The organism is Streptomyces sp. CNT360 (assembly GCF_000424785.1).
This window is the reverse complement of sequence record NZ_AUKO01000003.1, coordinates 423,636-439,908: the sequence shown is the minus strand read 5'-3', so window position 1 is coordinate 439,908 and position 16,273 is coordinate 423,636. Positions and strand designations below refer to the sequence as shown.

Here is a 16,273-nt window from a genome sequence, read left to right as displayed (position 1 = left end):
GCTCCTAGGGGAGCGCCAGCATCCGTTCCAGCGCCAGCTTGGCGTACTTCTCGGTCCGGGCGTCGACCTGGATGCGGTTGACGACGGTCCCCTCAACCAGGGATTCGAGGGCCCACACGAGGTGGGGGAGGTCGATGCGGTTCATGGTGGAGCAGAAGCAGACGGTGCGGTCGAGGAAGACGATCTCCTTGCCGCCCGCCGAGGCGGCGCCGAAGCGGTCGGCCAGCCGCCGCACGAGGTTGAGTTCGGTGCCGACCGCCCACCTGGAACCGGCCGGAGCCTCCTCCAGGGCCCGGATGATGTGCTCGGTGGAGCCCACCTGGTCGGCCGCGGCGACGACCTCGTGCCGGCACTCGGGGTGGACGAGCACGTTGACGCCGGGTATGCGCGCGCGGACGTCCTCGACGGAGTCGAGCGAGAAGCGGCCGTGCACGGAGCAGTGGCCGCGCCACAGGATCATCTTCGCGTCGCGGAGCTGCCCGGGGGGCAGGCCGCCGCCCGGCTTGTGCGGGTTGTAGACGACGCAGTCGTCCAGGGACATGCCCATGTCGCGGACGGCGGTGTTGCGGCCGAGGTGCTGATCGGGCAGGAACAGCACCTTCTCGCCCTGCTGGAACGCCCAGTCCAGGGCGCGCCGGGCGTTGGAGGAGGTGCAGATGGTGCCGCCGTGCCGGCCGGTGAAGGCCTTGATGTCGGCGGAGGAGTTCATGTAGGCGACGGGCACCGTCGCCGCGGCGACACCGGCCTCGGTCAGGACGTCCCAGCATTCGGCGACCTGCTCGGCGGTGGCCATGTCGGCCATGGAGCAGCCGGCGGCCAGGTCGGGCAGCACGACCTGCTGGGCGTCGGAGGTGAGGATGTCGGCGGACTCGGCCATGAAGTGCACGCCGCAGAAGACGATGTACTCCGCCTCGGGGCGGGCCGCGGCCTCCCGGGCCAGCTTGAAGGAGTCGCCGGTGACGTCGGCGAACTCGATCACCTCGTCGCGCTGGTAGTGGTGTCCGAGGACGAAGACGCGGTCGCCGAGCTTCTCCTTCGCGGCGCGTGCCCGGGCCACCAGGTCCGGGTCGGAGGGGGCGGGGAGGTCGCCGGGGCATTCGACCCCGCGTTCGCTCCTGGGGTCGGCCTCGCGGCCGAGCAGCAGCAGCGCGAGCGCGCTCGGCTGCACGTCCAGCGGCTGGGTGGCACTCACAGGACCAGCCCTTTCTGTCGGCTCTGTCGGTGTTCTGATCGTCCTGGGCCACCCGACAGCCGGGACGAACCGGCTTTTCGTCTAAGTGACGTTATCTATCATAGCGGCTTCACGTCACTTTGACGATGCCGATCGCGTCGATGTGACGCATTCCCGATCGCTTCGGCGGTGTGCGAGCATGAAGTGACCACTCCTGGAATGAATCCGGGATGCCGTCGGTTGAGCCGACGGTAAGAGAGCAGTCCGTACAACCCGGGAGAGAAGCAGATGTCCGTTTCGGACGAGACCGCTGTAAGCGAGGGCATCATCCTGTCCGACGCCGCCGCCGCGAAGGTCAAGAGCCTGCTGGAGCAGGAGGGCCGCGACGACCTGGCGTTGCGCGTCGCCGTCCAGCCGGGTGGCTGCTCGGGCCTGCGGTACCAGCTCTTCTTCGACGAGCGTTCGCTCGACGGCGACGTGGTCAAGGACTTCGGTGGCGTCAAGGTCGTCACCGACCGGATGAGCGCCCCCTACCTCGGTGGCGCCTCCATCGACTTCGTCGACACCATCGAGAAGCAGGGCTTCACGATCGACAACCCGAACGCCACCGGCTCCTGCGCCTGCGGCGACTCCTTCAACTGATCCGGGCGGCCGCACCCGGCGTGCGGCGCCTCCGGGCATGACAAGGGCGGCGGACTCCCCCCACCAGGAGTCCGCCGCCCTTGTCGGTTCCGGACGGCTTCCGCTCCACCGGCAGCCGGCGGCCGGCCGCCGGTGGTGCTCTGCGGACTAGCCGGACGTGCTAGCCGGACGTGTGCTCCGCCGACCGGTCGGACGCCTTGTGCGGCAGCTTCTCGCCGTCCCGGGCGTCCACGACCGTACGGTCACCGAGCTTCTTGTCGAGCTTCACCTCGACGGTCTGCCGCTTGGCGATCTTCACGCAGACGTTCTTGCCCTTCTTCTTCTCGGCGTCGAGCTTGACCTTCACCGAGGAGCCGGACTCGTCGGCCGTCGCCTTGTAGGTGTGGCACACCCCGCCCCAGAAGCGGAGCTTGAGCGTGCGCCCGTCCTCCGCGTACGACTCGATCGCCTGGGCGGAACCCGTGCCGTGCCCCGCGCCGGTGTCGCCCTTGCCGTGTTCCTTGCCCTGGCCCTCGCCGGGCTTCGAGGGCTGGTGCCCGGAGGTCTTCGCGGGCTTCAGATAGCGGGGGTCCACCGCGGGGTGGGTGACCTCCATGTCGCCGCCGTGGCCCGGCCGCTGCACCTCGTACAGCCACGCCGGGACGAGCAGCGGCTCCCCGTGCGAGCGCTCCAGCGACAGGCCGAAGGTGGCGTCACCGACACCGGCCGGCTCGTCCTTCCCCCCGCTCGTGGTGGTGCGGGAGCCGCCGCGCGACTGGCTGGCCTTGTTCAGCTGGTCCAGCGTCGCGGTGGCACTCATCACCGGGTACGCCTCGCCCTTGCGGGTCTGGTTGAAGCTGCCCTGCGCCCGGGTGACCGCGCCCTTGCCGTCCACCACGAAGGTGCTGTCCCAGCCGTGTGTGGGCAGCCCGTCGACCTTGGGGGAGGCGGTCACCGTGCGGGTCCCGCCGACGGGCGAGGTGGCCTTCAGGCCGGCGTCCTTCATGCCGAGTGCGCGCAGGGCGGGACGTACGGCGTCCTTCGCCTTCTTCTCGGAGAGCGGCTTGCCGTCCGGATCGGGCTGCGCCTCGGGGGAGGCGTCGGCGTCCAGCGGCACGGTGGTGCCGTTCTGGTACGTCCAGGCGCCGCCGTCCTTGCCGCGCTCGGCGGTGAGCCTGGGGCCCTTGTCCCGGTCGCTGCCGCCCGCCCGCCAGCGGCCGTCGTCGGCGGTGACGGTGCCCTTGATCTCCAGCGCCTCGGCCAGCTTCGTCGCCTGCGCCTTGCTCACCTCGTGGCCGGTGCGGCGGACGGCGGCCGAGTCGGGGCCACCCGGCAGCTTGCCCTCGGCGCGGTAGCCGTGCGGGCCCATGGGCTCGCCGGGTGCGATGCCCTTGTCGTCGTGTGCGGAGGCGGCGGTGCCGTCCAGTGCCAGCTTGGGCGGGTTGCCGCCGGCTGCCGCGCCGTCCGAGTCGTCCGTGCTGTCGGAAAAGGCGGTGGACGCCCAGTACGCACCGCCCCCGCCGGCCAGCAGGACCGCGGCGGCCACGGAGACGACTGCGGCCTGCCGTCGCCTGCTCCGGCGTGCCGGCCGGTCCTCGGTCCTGGGGGACTGGTCTGTACTCACCGAAAACTCCTTTGACTCCGCGTCCCTGAGACTCCGCTCAGGCCGTTCCCCCTCATGCGGGGGACGTGAGTGGGACGGGACGGGGGAGCGGACGGTTCCCCGCCGACGGGCCCGCTGCACGCTCGACGTACCGGCGAAGGGTCCGAAAGGATGTGCTATGAGGTGATTGTGTCCTGTTCGACTCGGCGGGTCCAGCGGGTAGCGTTGCTGGCGCCTTTCCTCCGTGCGCTGGGCGTACGGAGGTACCCGATGTCTCTCAGGAGCAGAATTCGTCGTGCGTATCGCAGTCTGCGGCTCCATCGCAAACGACCACCTGATGACCTTCCCGGGGCGCTTCTCCGACCAACTGGTCGCCGACCAGTTGCACACGGTCTCGCTCTCCTTCCTCGTCGACCGACTGGAGATCCGCCGGGGCGGTGTCGGCGCCAACATCGCCTTCGGCATGGGCCAGCTGGGGGCCCGGCCGGTCCTTGTCGGCGCCGCGGGGGAGGACTTCGAGGAGTACCGCGCCTGGCTGGAACGCCACGGCGTGGACACCGAGTCCGTCCGCATCTCCGAGGTGGCCCACACGGCGCGCTTCGTGTGCACCACCGACCAGGACAACAACCAGATCGGCTCGTTCTACACCGGCGCCATGAGCGAGGCCCGGCACATCGAACTGAAGCACGTGGCCGACCGGGTGGGCCGCCTCGACCTCGCCCTGATCGGAGCCGACGATCCCGAGGGCATGATCCGGCACACCGAGGAGTGCCGCACCCGGGGCATCCCCTTCGCCGCCGACTACTCGCAGCAGATCGCCCGCATGGACGGCGAGGGCATCCGGCAGCTGACCGAGGGCGCCACCTACCTGTTCTCGAACGAGTACGAGAAGGAGCTCATCGAGACCAAGACCGGCTGGAGCGACGAGGAGGTCCTCCAGAAGGTCGGCACCCGCGTGACCACGCTCGGGAAGAGGGGCGCCCGCATCGACCGGGCCGGCCAGGACCCCGTCGTCGTCGGCGTCGCGGAGGAACGGGAGAAGGCCGACCCCACCGGCGTCGGCGACGCCTTCCGCGCGGGCTTCCTGTCCGGCCTGAGCTGGGGCGTCGGCCTGGAGCGCGCCGCGCAGGTCGGATGCATGCTGGCCACGCTCGTGGTGGAGACGGTCGGCACGCAGGAGTACGAGCTGCAGCGCGCCCACTTCATGGAGCGCTTCACCAAGGCCTACGGCCACGACGCCGCCACCGAGGTCCAGGCCCACCTGGTCTGACGGCCGGCACCACCCGGTCAGGACGCCACCGTGCCGCAAGGACCGGCACCACCGGGGCCGAGGCCCCGGGCGACGGCCCCCGTCAGGAGGAGGGGGCCGTCCGCCGTACCCGGAAGGTGTCGCCCTCGCCGCCCTCGTAGGCGTGCCCGGTCATCTCGCACCATGCGGGGATGTCCAGGCGGGCGGCCGCGTCGTCGGCGAGCACCCGTACCACGCCGCCCACCGGCACCCCGCCGATGACCTTCGCGAGCTCGATCACGGGCAGCGGGCACAGCTTGCCCCGCGCATCGACGGTGACCTCCCCCGCGGAGTCCGCGGCCAGGGCGGGATCCTCGTGTGGGGGCCCTCCCGCGAGCCGGCCGCGCACCTGCGCCACGACGCCGGGCAGCACCTCCAGGAACCGCTCCACCTCCTCCTCGCCCGTGCCCGGCGGCAGCGAGACGCGTACGTTGCCCTCCGAGAGCACCCCCATGGCCCGCAGCACGTGGCTCGGCGTCAGGGTGCCGGAGCTGCACGAGGAGCCGGAGGAGACGGAGAACCCGGCGGTGTCGAGCGCGTGCAGCAGCGCTTCCCCGTCCACGTACAGGCAGGAGAACGTCACCAGGTGCGGCAGCCGCAGGTGCGGGTCGCCGACGATCTCCACCTCGGGCACCAGCGCGGGCACCCGGGCCCTGATCCGGTCGACGAGGGCCCGCAGCCGGACGGCCTCGGCCTCCGCCGCGGCGTGCACGGCCCGCAGCGAGGCAGCCGCGGCGACGACGGCGGGGATGTTCTCGAAGCCGGGGGCGCGTCCGGCCTCGCGCGGATCGGCCGGCCCCGCCGGCGCGAACCGCACGCCCTTCCGCACGACCAGCAGGCCGACCCCCGCGGGCCCGCCCCACTTGTGCGCGCTCCCCGTCAGCAGCGACCAGTCGCCCGGCACCGGCCCCCAGGGCAGGGACTGTGCGGCGTCCACCAGCAGGGGCACGCCCGAGCCCGCGCACAGGGCGGCGGCCTGAGCCACCGGCTGGACGGTGCCCACCTCGTGGTTGGCGGACTGCAGGCAGGCCAGCGCACACTCCGCGCCGAGCGCCTCCCCCCACTCCTGTGCGTCCACCTGTCCCGTACGCTCCACGCCGACCTGGCGCACGGTGCCGCCGGTCCGCTCGTGGGCCTCGGCTGCGTGCAGGACGGCGGAGTGCTCGACGGCGGAGACGACCAACTCGCGGCCCACCCGCCGCCGCCCGGCGAGTGCGCCCGCGATCCCGGAGTGCAGCGCCTGGGTGCCGGAAGCGGTGAAGTGCAGCTCGTCGGGGCGGCATCCGACCGCCTCGGCGGCGCTCTGCCGCGCCGCGTCCAGCAGGAGCCGCGCACGCCGCCCCTCGCGGTGCAGCCGCGCCGGATCGGCCCAGCCCTCCTCCAGCGACGCCAGCAACGCCTGCCGGGCGACGGGGTGCAGCGGGAGCGAGGAGGCGGCATCGAAGAAGGACACATCCGCACGCTACCGTCACCGCCTCCGGCCGGTTCACCGCGCGAACCGCCCCGTCGCCGCGCGGCGTACGCGGTGCGGAAAGCTTGCCGAAAGCACCCGGAAGGTCACGGCGTTCCCCCGCGTTCCCCCGCCCGCGGCACCGTCCGCAGGGCCGTCCGGGGGACCGTCCCAGGGGCTGTCCGCGCGGGTGCTCCGCGGGGCGGCGAACCGTCAGTTCCGCAGTGCTCAGGCGGTGTCCCACCCCATCGGGGTGGTACGCGGCGCGTTACGCCCCCTCCCCGCGCGGGCCCAAATGGCGTCGGCTAGGGTTTGGTCCGCATAAACATCCAAACCCCTGCCCGCGCTGGGCCGGCGCCCGACCACGTAAGAGGGCCGCGCCCGACCGCGACGCGGGCGAGACTCTCGGGAAGGCGCTACGTGAGTCCCAACGGCTCCGACCTCCCCCACGGCCGCAGGGCGGCCGCGGGTGGCACCCCCACATCGCGGCGCCCGATGCGGCGGAAGCTGCTGCAGGCGCTGACCGCGGGCTTGGTCCTGGCGACCGCGACCGGTTGCACATCCAAAGACTTCCCCCGCCTCGGAATGCCCACCCCGGTCACCGAGGAGGGGCCGCGGGTGCTCTCCCTGTGGCAGGGCTCCTGGGCGGCCGCGCTCGCCGTGGGCGTGCTGGTGTGGGGTCTGATCATCTGGAGCGTCGTCTTCCACCGGCGCTCGCGTTCCAAGGTGGAGATCCCCGCCCAGACGCGGTACAACATGCCCATCGAGGCGCTGTACACCGTGGTCCCCATCATCATCGTCGCGGTGCTCTTCTACTTCACCGCGCGGGACGAGACAAAGCTGATGGCGACCTCGAAGAAGCCCGACCACGTCGTCAACGTCGTGGGATACCAGTGGAGCTGGGGCTTCAACTACGTCGAGGACGTGGACGGCGACCCCAAGACGGACGTCACCACCAAGGACAGCCTCCACAAGGAGCTCAGCGCCATCCCGGACCGGATGACCAAGGGCTTCCCCAAGGGCGCCGAAGGTGTCTACGAGGCCGGCACCCCGGGGGAGCGCAACCCGCAGAACGACAACCCGGGCCCGACCCTGTGGCTGCCCAAGGGCGAGAAGGTCCAGTTCATCCTGACCTCCCGTGACGTCATCCACGACTTCTGGGTCCTGCCGTTCCTGATGAAGCAGGACGTCATCCCGGGCCATGTCAACCGCTTCGAGGTGACCCCCAAGAAGGAGGGCACCTACCGGGGCAAGTGCGCCGAGCTGTGCGGCGTCGACCACTCCCGGATGCTCTTCAACGTGAAGATCGTCTCCCCGGAGCGCTACCAGAAGCACCTGGAGGATCTGGCGAAGAAGGGCCAGACCGGCTACATCCCGGCGGGCACCGCCACCACGGGCGGCGCCAAGAATGCGGAGACGAATAACCCGTGAGCATCCTCAACGAACCCCAGGGTGCCGCTGCCGCGACGGCCGAGGCGGCATCGCCGACGCGCCGTAAGCGACCCGGCAACGTCGTGGTCTCGTGGCTGACGACCACGGACCACAAGACGATCGGCAGCCTCTACCTGATCACGTCGTTCGTCTTCTTCATCATCGGCGGCGTCATGGCGCTGCTCATGCGCGCCGAGCTCGCCCGGCCGGGCATGCAGGTCCTGTCGAACGAACAGTTCAACCAGGCGTTCACCATGCATGGCACTGTCATGCTGCTGATGTTCGCCACCCCGCTGTTCAGCGGTTTCGCCAACTGGATCATGCCGCTCCAGATCGGCTCGCCCGATGTGGCCTTCCCGCGGCTGAACATGTTCGCCTACTGGCTCTACCTGTTCGGCTCGGTCATCGCCGTGGGCGGCTTCCTCACCCCGCAGGGCGCCGCCGACTTCGGCTGGTTCGCCTACTCGCCGCTGTCCGACGCGGTCCGCTCGCCGGGCGTCGGCGCCGACATGTGGATCATGGGTCTGGCGCTGTCGGGCTTCGGCACGATCCTCGGCTCGGTCAACTTCATCACCACGATCATCTGCATGCGCGCACCCGGCATGACGATGTTCCGCATGCCGATCTTCACCTGGAACGTGCTGCTGACCGGTCTGCTGGTGCTGCTGGCCTTCCCGGTGCTGGCCGCCGCGCTGTTCGCCCTGGAGGCGGACCGAAAATTCGGGGCACATGTGTTCGATGCCGCGAACGGCGGAGCACTGCTCTGGCAACACCTGTTCTGGTTCTTCGGCCATCCAGAGGTGTACATCATCGCGCTGCCGTTCTTCGGCATCGTCTCCGAGGTCATCCCGGTCTTCAGCCGCAAGCCGATGTTCGGCTACATCGGCCTGATCGGCGCCACCATCGCCATCGCGGGCCTGTCCGTGACGGTCTGGGCGCACCACATGTACGTGACGGGCGGCGTCCTTCTGCCGTTCTTCTCCTTCATGACCTTCCTGATCGCGGTACCCACCGGCGTGAAGTTCTTCAACTGGATCGGCACCATGTGGAAGGGCTCGCTGTCCTTCGAGACGCCGATGCTGTGGACGATCGGCTTCCTGATCACCTTCACCTTCGGCGGTCTGACCGGCGTCATCCTCGCCTCGCCGCCGATGGACTTCCACGTCTCGGACTCGTACTTCGTCGTCGCGCACTTCCACTACGTCGTCTTCGGCACCGTGGTCTTCGCGATGTTCGCCGGGTTCCACTTCTGGTGGCCGAAGTTCACCGGCAAGATGCTGGACGAGCGGCTCGGCAAGATCACCTTCTGGACGCTGTTCATCGGCTTCCACGGCACCTTCCTCGTGCAGCACTGGCTGGGCGCCGAGGGCATGCCGCGCCGGTACGCCGACTACCTGAACGCCGACGGGTTCACCGCGCTGAACACCATCTCCACCATCAGCTCGTTCCTGCTGGGCATGTCGATGCTGCCGTTCTTCTACAACGTGTGGAAGACGCACAAGTACGGCAAGAAGATCGAGGTCGACGACCCGTGGGGCTACGGCCGCTCGCTCGAATGGGCGACGAGCTGCCCGCCTCCGCGGCACAACTTCCTCACCCTGCCCCGCATCCGTTCCGAATCCCCGGCGTTCGACCTGCACCACCCGGAGATCGCCGCTCTCGACGAGCTGGAGAACGTCGACCGGGACGAGAAGGCGCTCGCCGGCAGCAAGGAGGCCGGGAAGTGAAGATCCAGGGCAAGCTGTTCCTGTGGCTGGCGGTCTTCCTGCTGGCGGTCGCCATCACCTACGGGCTCTGGTCGAAGGAGCCGGTGGGCACCGTCGCCCTCTTCCTGGCCTTCGGCCTGTCGATCATGGTCGGCTACTACCTGGCGTTCACCGCGCGCCGGGTGGACACCGGAGCGCAGGACCGTCCGGATGCCGATGTCGCGGACGACGCCGGCGAGGTGGGCTTCTTCAGCCCGTGGAGCTGGCAGCCGCTGGCGCTCGGGCTCGGCGGAGCCTTCGCCTTCCTGGGCGTGGCCCTCGGCTGGTGGCTGGTGTACTTCTCCGCGCCGCTGCTGCTGATCGGCCTCTTCGGCTGGGTGTTCGAGTACTACCACGGGCAGAACCGCACCCAGTGAGGGCCGGCCGCCACCCCGTGGCGGCCCCACCCGCACGCCGCACCCGCACCACGGCGACAACCGAACAGCAACCGAACAGCAAGGATCGGCCCCCCGACACTCCGGGGGGCCGACCCGTTCGTACGCATCCAGCGCGCCCGAATTGACGATTATTCATATTTTGGCCCTATGAGTCACAGGCCGCGTACTGCGATATCCCGAGGGGTCCTGACCCCCGCAACACTGACCCGAACCAAGCGCCGGACGGTCAAGAGCTGCGTCCTGCTGCTGGCCCCCCTCTCCATAGGACTCGCTGCCTGTGGCACCGGGGACAGCAGCGACGACCCGCTCGCCTCCGCTCCCTACGACGCCACCGACTCCGTCTCCGTCAGCGCCGCCGCGGACAGCAGCGATGTCGACCCGGCCAAGCCGCTGAAGGTCACCGCCGAGAACGGCGACACCCTCACCGACGTCTTCGCCACCGACGCCTCGGGGCGGGTGGTGGCGGGCGAGCTGTCCGCCGACGGCAAGGAATGGCACAGCACCGGCTCGCTGGCGGCCGGCGCCCGCTACACCGTCCAGGTCGGCACGGAGAACCAGGACGGCGCCCCCGGACGGCGCTCGCTCCGCTTCGCCACCAAGGGCGCCTCCGCCAAGCGCCTCGACGTGAAGCTGGGGCCGGACAGCGGCAACTACGGCGTCGGTATGCCACTGACGGCCGAGCTGAGCCAGCCCGTGAAGAACCCCGCGCAGCGCGAGCTGGTCGAGCGCGCGCTCAAGGTCGACTCGCAGCCCCATGTGGAGGGCGCCTGGCACTGGGTGGACAGCAAGGAGCTCCATTACCGCCCCAGCTCCTACTGGCCTGCGCACGCCAGCATCACGCTCAGCTCTTCACTCAAAGGGCTGAAGGTGCGCGACGGCCTCTACGGGGGAGCGGCGAAGTCCGTCCGGATCAACACCGGCGACAGCATCGTCGCGGTCGCGGACGCCGACTCGCTGGAGATGACGGTCACCAAGAACGGCCGGAAGATCCGCACCATACCCATCACCACCGGCAAGTCGGGCTACGAGACCCGCAACGGCGTCAAGGTGATCCTCACCAAGGAGCCGTTCGTCCGGATGACCAGCGCCAGCATCGGGGCCGGTGACTTCTACGACCTCGGTGTCCACTGGGCCACCCGGCTCACCGACAGCGGGGAGTACGTCCACGGCGCCCCCTGGTCGGTCGGCTCGCAGGGCGTCTCCAACACCAGCCACGGCTGCACCGGCATGAGCAGCGCCAACGCCAAGTGGTTCTTCGAGACCGTGCACCGGGGCGACGTCGTGCGGCACATCAACACCGCAGGCGACACCATGGCGCCCTTCGGCAACGGCATCGGCGACTGGAACATGAGCTGGAAGAAGTGGCAGGCCGGCAGCGCCGTGCACAACGACAGACACGAGGGCAGCGGCCAGGCGGACGCGGCACCGCTGCGCCCCCAGGTGTGACCCGCCACAGGGCGGCGGCCACCGGGCGCCGCCCGTGGCCGCACGACACCGCGCCCGCCTCCCCGGCAGGGGAGGCGGGCGCGAGGGGTGCTGTGGGACTCTCTCGCGGCCCCGCGGCTCAGGCCTGGGCCAGTGCCGCCCCGGTGTCCGCGCGTCCGCGCAACAGGCCCGCCAGCGACTCGGCCAGCGCCACCGGGTCCACCGGATGCGAGACGGTGGCCTCGGCCCGGCTCCAGGTCGCCAGCCAGGCGTCCTGCGGCCGTCCGATCAGCAGCAGCACGGGCGGGCAGTCGTAGATCTCGTCCTTGATCTGGCGGCACACGCCCATACCGCCGGCCGGTGCCGTCTCCCCGTCCAGCACGCAGGCGTCCACCTGCCGCTCCTCCAGGGCCTCCAGGAGGGCGGGCAGGGTCGCGCACTCCAGGTAGCGGACCTCCGGCGCATCGGGCGCGGGCCTGCGGCCTGCCGCGAGCCGCACCTGTTCGCGGGTGATGGCGTTGTCGCTGTAGACCAGCACCGTGGCGGTCGGCTGCATTGTTCCTCCGCGTCGCTGTTCGTCCGGGTCGTACGCCCGGGTCGTGCGTCCGTATCGGGTGCACCGCTGGGCTCGGATGCTACTCCCTCCGACGCACCGTCAACACCGGTCGGCACAGCTCGATACCGGTCCGTACGAGGGGCGCGCCGCTCCCGTCGTCGCTGGGCAGGGCGGGCACGGGCGCCGCTGACACACCGAACGGGACCCCCGAAGTGAGGCCGGGATAAGCGACCGACATAATGTCGGTCGTGGCGACAGCAACAGCAGTAGAAACCGGGCACGCGCACCCATCGGTCAACCGGCCGAACCTCACCAGCGTCGGGACCATCATCTGGCTGAGTTCCGAGCTGATGTTCTTCGCGGCCCTCTTCGCGATGTACTTCACCCTCCGGTCGGTGACCGGCGCCGATTACTGGAAGGAACACGCTTCCGAGCTGAACCTTCCGTTCTCGGCGACGAACACCACGATCCTGGTGCTCTCCTCGCTCACCTGTCAGCTCGGCGTGTTCGCTGCCGAGCGCGGTGACGTCAAGAAGCTCCGGGCGTGGTTCATCGTCACCTTCATCATGGGTGCGATCTTTATCGGCGGCCAGGTCTTCGAGTACACGGAGCTGGTCAAGGAGGGCACCTCGCTCTCCTCGAGTCCGTACGGATCCGTGTTCTACCTGACCACCGGCTTCCACGGGATGCACGTGACGGGCGGCCTCATCGCCTTCCTGTTCGTCCTGGGGCGCACGTACGCGGCCAGGCGGTTCACACACCACCAGGCCACCGCCGCCATCGTCGTGTCCTACTACTGGCACTTCGTCGATGTTGTCTGGATCGGCCTCTTCGCCACGATCTACCTGATCCGGTGACCGTGTGGGCGCGGCACCGCTGCGCGCCGTACCGCCCAGGCGGCTCACGGTCATGACGGACCAGATGCAGTACGGACAGACACGCATCGACGAGAAGATCCTGACACCGGGGTAATCCGTGAAAAAGCTCTCCGCACGACGGCGCCATCCGCTGGCGGCGCTCGTCGTCCTACTCTTCGCGCTGGCGGCCACCGGGGGGCTGTACACCGCGTTCGCTCCCGCGGGTGAGGCCAAGGCCGACAAGCCGGAGTCGAGTAAGTCCCTCGCCATCCAGGAGGGCAAGAAGCTCTTCGCCACCGGTTGCGCAAGCTGCCACGGAACGGGCGGTCAGGGGACCAGCGACGGTCCCAGCCTGGTCGGTGTCGGGGCCGCGGCGGTGGACTTCCAGGTCGGCACCGGCCGCATGCCGGCCCAGCAGCCCGGCGCCCAGGTGCCGAAGAAGAAGAACATCTACAGCCAGGACGAGATCAACCAGCTCGCCGCGTACGTCGCCTCGCTGGGGTCGGGCCCGAGCCAGCCCACCAAGGACGCGTACGACCCGTCCGGTGCCGATGTCGCCAAGGGCGGGGATCTCTTCCGTACGAACTGCTCGCAGTGCCACAACTTCACCGGTGAGGGCGGTGCCCTCACCCACGGCAAGTTCGCGCCCGACCTCGGGGACGTCGATCCCAAGCACATCTACGAGGCCATGCAGACCGGGCCGCAGAACATGCCGTCCTTCACCGACGGCGCGCTTCCCGAGAAGGACAAGCGCGACATCGTCGCCTACGTGAAGGAGGTCAACAGCGACAAGTCCGAGAGCCCGGGTGGGTTCAAGCTCGGTGGCTTCGGCCCCGTCAGCGAGGGCCTGTTCGCCTGGATCTTCGGCCTCGGCGTGCTGGTGGCGGTCGCCGCCTGGGTCGCCGCTCGGACTGCAAAGGCCAAGAAGTCATGAGTAGCGAGACTGGACCGGACAAGAACGAGAACGTGTCAGACGAGAACCTGCCGGAAGAGCAGGACCACGGTCACGGCGCGGTGGCCCGCAAGGACGACCCGTTCGCCGACCCGGGCCTGCCGCCCCACGAGCACCGCATCCAGGACATCGACGAGCAGGCGGCCAAGCGCTCCGAGCGCACCGTCGCCTTCCTCTTCACCCTGTCGATGCTGGCCACGGTCGGCTTCATCGCCTCGTTCGTGGCCTTCCCGATCGACAAGATCATCTACGTCTGGCCGCTCGGGCACGTCGGTGCGCTGAACCTGTCGCTCGGTCTCACCCTGGGCGTGGCCCTCTTCTGCATCGGCGCGGGCGCGGTCCACTGGGCCCGCACCCTGATGTCCGACGAGGAGATGGTCGACGAGCGGCACGCCATCGCGGCGGAGCCCGAGGTGCGCGAGAAGGTCATCTCGGACTTCAAGCAGGGCGCCAAGGAGTCGGCCCTCGGCCGGCGGAAGCTGATCCGCAACACGATGTTCGGCGCGGTGGCCCTGGTGCCGCTCTCCGGCGTCGTCCTGCTGCGCGACCTGGGCCCGATGCCCGGGGACAAGCTGCGGCACACCGTGTGGTCCAAGGGCAAGCTGCTCGTCAACGAGAACACCGACGAGCCGCTGCGTCCGGAGGACATCGCCGTCGGTTCGCTCACCTTCGCCCGTCCGGAGGGCCTGGACCACGACGACGAGGACTTCCAGACCCAGATCGCCAAGGCGGCCCTGATGCTCGTCCGGCTGGAGCCGAACGACATCAAGGACAAGCGGGAACTGGACTGGTCGCACGAGGGGATCGTCGCGTTCTCGAAGATCTGCACGCACGTGGGCTGCCCGGTCAGCCTCTACGAGCAGCAGACCCACCACGTCCTGTGCCCGTGCCACCAGTCGACGTTCGACCTGGCCGACGGTGCGCGCGTGCTCTTCGGGCCCGCCGGCCACGCGCTGCCGCAGCTCAACATCAGCGTCAACAAGGACGGCTACCTCGAAGCGCAGGGCGACTTCGATGAGCCCGTCGGTCCGGCCTTCTGGGAGCGCGGATGAGTACTGCAACCGAGGCCCGGGGCAGCGCCGCTGCCGAGGGCAAGAAGAAGGCACCCGCGGGGGAGCGGGTCGCCGACTGGGCCGACGGGCGGCTGGGGATCTACAGCCTCGCCAAGGCCAACATGCGCAAGATCTTCCCGGACCACTGGTCCTTCATGCTGGGTGAGGTCGCGCTCTACAGCTTCATCATCATCATCCTCACGGGTGTGTACCTGACGCTGTTCTTCCACCCGTCGATGACCGAGGTGGAGTACCACGGCCCCTACACCCCGATGAACGGTGTCCGGATGTCGGAGGCGTTCGCCTCGACGCTGGACATCAGCTTCGACGTCCGCGGCGGTCTGCTCGTGCGGCAGATCCACCACTGGGCGGCGCTGATCTTCCTCGGTGCGATGTTCGTGCACATGATGCGCGTCTTCTTCACCGGGGCGTTCCGCAAGCCGCGCGAGGTCAACTGGGTCTTCGGGTTCCTGCTCTTCGTCCTGGGCATGTTCACCGGCTTCACCGGCTACTCGCTCCCGGACGACCTGCTGTCCGGCACCGGTGTCCGCTTCATGGAGGGCGCCATCCTGTCCGTGCCGATCGTCGGCACGTACCTGGCGATGTTCCTGTTCGGCGGGGAGTTCCCGGGGGACGACTTCGTCGCGCGGTTCTACTCGATCCACATCCTGCTGCTGCCGGGCATCATGCTCGGGCTGCTGGTGGCGCACCTGATCCTGGTCTTCTACCACAAGCACACGCAGTTCGCGGGGCCCGGCCGCAAGAACACCAACGTGGTCGGCATGCCGCTGCTGCCGGTGTACATGGCCAAGGCGGGTGGCTTCTTCTTCCTGGTCTTCGGCGTCATCGCGGCCGTCGCGGCGCTGTTCACCATCAACCCGATCTGGGCGCTGGGCCCCTACCGGGCCGACCAGGTGTCCACCAACGCGCAGCCCGACTGGTACATGGGCTTCTCCGAGGGCCTGATCCGTGTGATGCCGGGCTGGGAGATCAACCTGTGGGGGCACACGCTGGTGCTCGGCGTGGCCATCCCGCTGGTGGTCGTCTTCCCGCTGGTGCTCGTCGTGATCGCGATGTACCCGTTCATCGAGTCCTGGGTCACCAAGGACAAGCGGGAGCACCACATCGCGGACCGGCCGCGCAACGCGCCGTCCCGCACCGGGTTCGGTGCCGCGTGGATCACCTGGTACTTCGTGCTCCTCGTCGGTGGCGGCAACGACCTGTGGGCGACGCACTTCAACCTGTCGATCAACGCGATCACCTGGTTCGTGCGGGTGGCGTTCTTCGTCCTGCCGGTCCTGGTGTTCTTCGTGACGCGGCGCATCTGTCTGGGGCTGCAGCGCAAGGACCGCGAGACGGTGCTGCACGGAAGGGAGACGGGCACCATCAAGCGTCTTCCGCACGGCGAGTTCGTGGAGGTCCACGAGCCGCTGTCCCAGGAGGCACTGCACTCGCTCACCGCGCACGACCAGTACCAGCCGGTGGAACTCGGCCCGGCCACCGACGAGAACGGCGTCCGGCGCAAGATCACCCGTGGCCAGAAGCTGCGGGCCCGCCTCTCGAAGGGCTACTTCGGCGAGTCCGGGCAGATCCCCAAGCCCACGCAGGAGGAGTACCGGGAGATCGAAAGCAGCCACGGTCACCACTGACCGGGCCGGGCGCGGCGGGTGACCGCGCGGAGGTGTCCGCCACAGCGGAAGGGGTTCACGGGTGCGTCCCGTGGG

The 16,273-nt window shown here is 69.5% G+C and carries 14 protein-coding genes; 10 read left to right on the top strand and 4 right to left on the bottom strand.

Annotated features, from left to right (window positions below; genetic code table 11):
- Positions 1 to 4: 4 nt before the first annotated feature.
- Positions 5 to 1,192: a quinolinate synthase NadA gene (nadA, locus tag H297_RS0109320; RefSeq protein ID WP_027736813.1), complete on the bottom strand. Its 1,188-nt coding sequence runs from the start codon at positions 1,190 to 1,192 to the stop codon at positions 5 to 7.
- A 267-nt stretch (positions 1,193 to 1,459) separates the two neighbouring features.
- Between nadA and H297_RS0109315 the strand changes: the two genes are divergently transcribed.
- A complete protein-coding gene (locus H297_RS0109315) occupies positions 1,460 to 1,813 on the top strand; it encodes a HesB/IscA family protein (RefSeq protein ID WP_019357422.1) in 354 nt (117 codons plus the stop codon).
- 160 nt (positions 1,814 to 1,973) lie between these two features.
- On the opposite strand, the gene H297_RS35485 is transcribed toward H297_RS0109315, so the two are convergent.
- Complete coding sequence (locus H297_RS35485; protein WP_051351685.1) at positions 1,974 to 3,416, bottom strand: hypothetical protein; 1,443 nt, start codon at positions 3,414 to 3,416, stop codon at positions 1,974 to 1,976.
- A gap of 274 nt (positions 3,417 to 3,690) precedes the next feature.
- Here H297_RS35485 and H297_RS0109305 point away from each other — a divergent pair, with 274 nt between their 5' ends.
- The gene (locus H297_RS0109305; RefSeq protein ID WP_027736812.1) at positions 3,691 to 4,665 is read left to right on the top strand and encodes a carbohydrate kinase family protein; all 975 of its coding nucleotides are present in this window, start codon (positions 3,691 to 3,693) and stop codon (positions 4,663 to 4,665) included.
- Positions 4,666 to 4,747: 82 nt separating this feature from the next.
- Here the strand turns inward: H297_RS0109305 and H297_RS0109300 are convergent, their stop codons facing one another.
- A complete protein-coding gene (locus H297_RS0109300; protein WP_027736811.1) occupies positions 4,748 to 6,136 on the bottom strand; it encodes a cysteine desulfurase/sulfurtransferase TusA family protein in 1,389 nt (462 codons plus the stop codon).
- Between the two features lie 417 nt (positions 6,137 to 6,553).
- Here H297_RS0109300 and ctaC point away from each other — a divergent pair, with 417 nt between their 5' ends.
- The 4 genes from ctaC (at position 6,554) to H297_RS0109280 (ending at position 11,153) form a co-directional block, all read left to right on the top strand.
- Positions 6,554 to 7,564, top strand: a complete 1,011-nt coding sequence (gene ctaC / locus H297_RS35480; protein WP_486589458.1) for an aa3-type cytochrome oxidase subunit II — start codon at positions 6,554 to 6,556, stop codon at positions 7,562 to 7,564.
- Positions 7,561 to 9,291 (top strand): aa3-type cytochrome oxidase subunit I, encoded by a 1,731-nt coding sequence (gene ctaD, locus H297_RS0109290; protein WP_027736810.1) that lies wholly within the window; start codon positions 7,561 to 7,563, stop codon positions 9,289 to 9,291. The genes ctaC and ctaD overlap by 4 nt, the downstream gene beginning before the upstream one ends.
- Entirely contained in the window at positions 9,288 to 9,686 is a 399-nt protein-coding gene (locus H297_RS0109285) for a cytochrome c oxidase subunit 4 (protein WP_027736809.1), read from the top strand. The genes ctaD and H297_RS0109285 overlap by 4 nt, the downstream gene beginning before the upstream one ends.
- Before the next feature lie 168 nt (positions 9,687 to 9,854).
- A complete protein-coding gene (locus H297_RS0109280) occupies positions 9,855 to 11,153 on the top strand; it encodes an Ig-like domain-containing protein (protein ID WP_027736808.1) in 1,299 nt (432 codons plus the stop codon).
- Positions 11,154 to 11,271: 118 nt separating this feature from the next.
- Here H297_RS0109280 and H297_RS0109275 read toward each other — a convergent pair whose 3' ends face one another.
- Positions 11,272 to 11,688, bottom strand: coding sequence for a hypothetical protein (locus H297_RS0109275; protein ID WP_027736807.1), 417 nt, complete (start codon positions 11,686 to 11,688; stop codon positions 11,272 to 11,274).
- 239 nt (positions 11,689 to 11,927) lie between these two features.
- Here H297_RS0109275 and ctaE point away from each other — a divergent pair, with 239 nt between their 5' ends.
- The 4 genes from ctaE to qcrB all read left to right on the top strand — a co-directional run bounded on the left by ctaE (position 11,928) and on the right by qcrB (position 16,198).
- On the top strand, positions 11,928 to 12,545 hold the full coding sequence (gene ctaE / locus H297_RS0109270; protein WP_027736806.1) for an aa3-type cytochrome oxidase subunit III: 618 nt from the start codon (positions 11,928 to 11,930) through the stop codon (positions 12,543 to 12,545).
- Between the two features lie 118 nt (positions 12,546 to 12,663).
- Positions 12,664 to 13,479 (top strand): cytochrome bc1 complex diheme cytochrome c subunit, encoded by an 816-nt coding sequence (qcrC, locus tag H297_RS0109260; RefSeq protein ID WP_027736805.1) that lies wholly within the window; start codon positions 12,664 to 12,666, stop codon positions 13,477 to 13,479.
- Entirely contained in the window at positions 13,476 to 14,549 is a 1,074-nt protein-coding gene (qcrA, locus tag H297_RS0109255) for a cytochrome bc1 complex Rieske iron-sulfur subunit (protein ID WP_027736804.1), read from the top strand. The genes qcrC and qcrA overlap by 4 nt, the downstream gene beginning before the upstream one ends.
- A complete protein-coding gene (qcrB, locus tag H297_RS0109250) occupies positions 14,546 to 16,198 on the top strand; it encodes a cytochrome bc1 complex cytochrome b subunit (protein WP_027736803.1) in 1,653 nt (550 codons plus the stop codon). Before qcrA ends, qcrB begins: the two co-directional genes overlap by 4 nt.
- Positions 16,199 to 16,273: the final 75 nt, after the last annotated feature.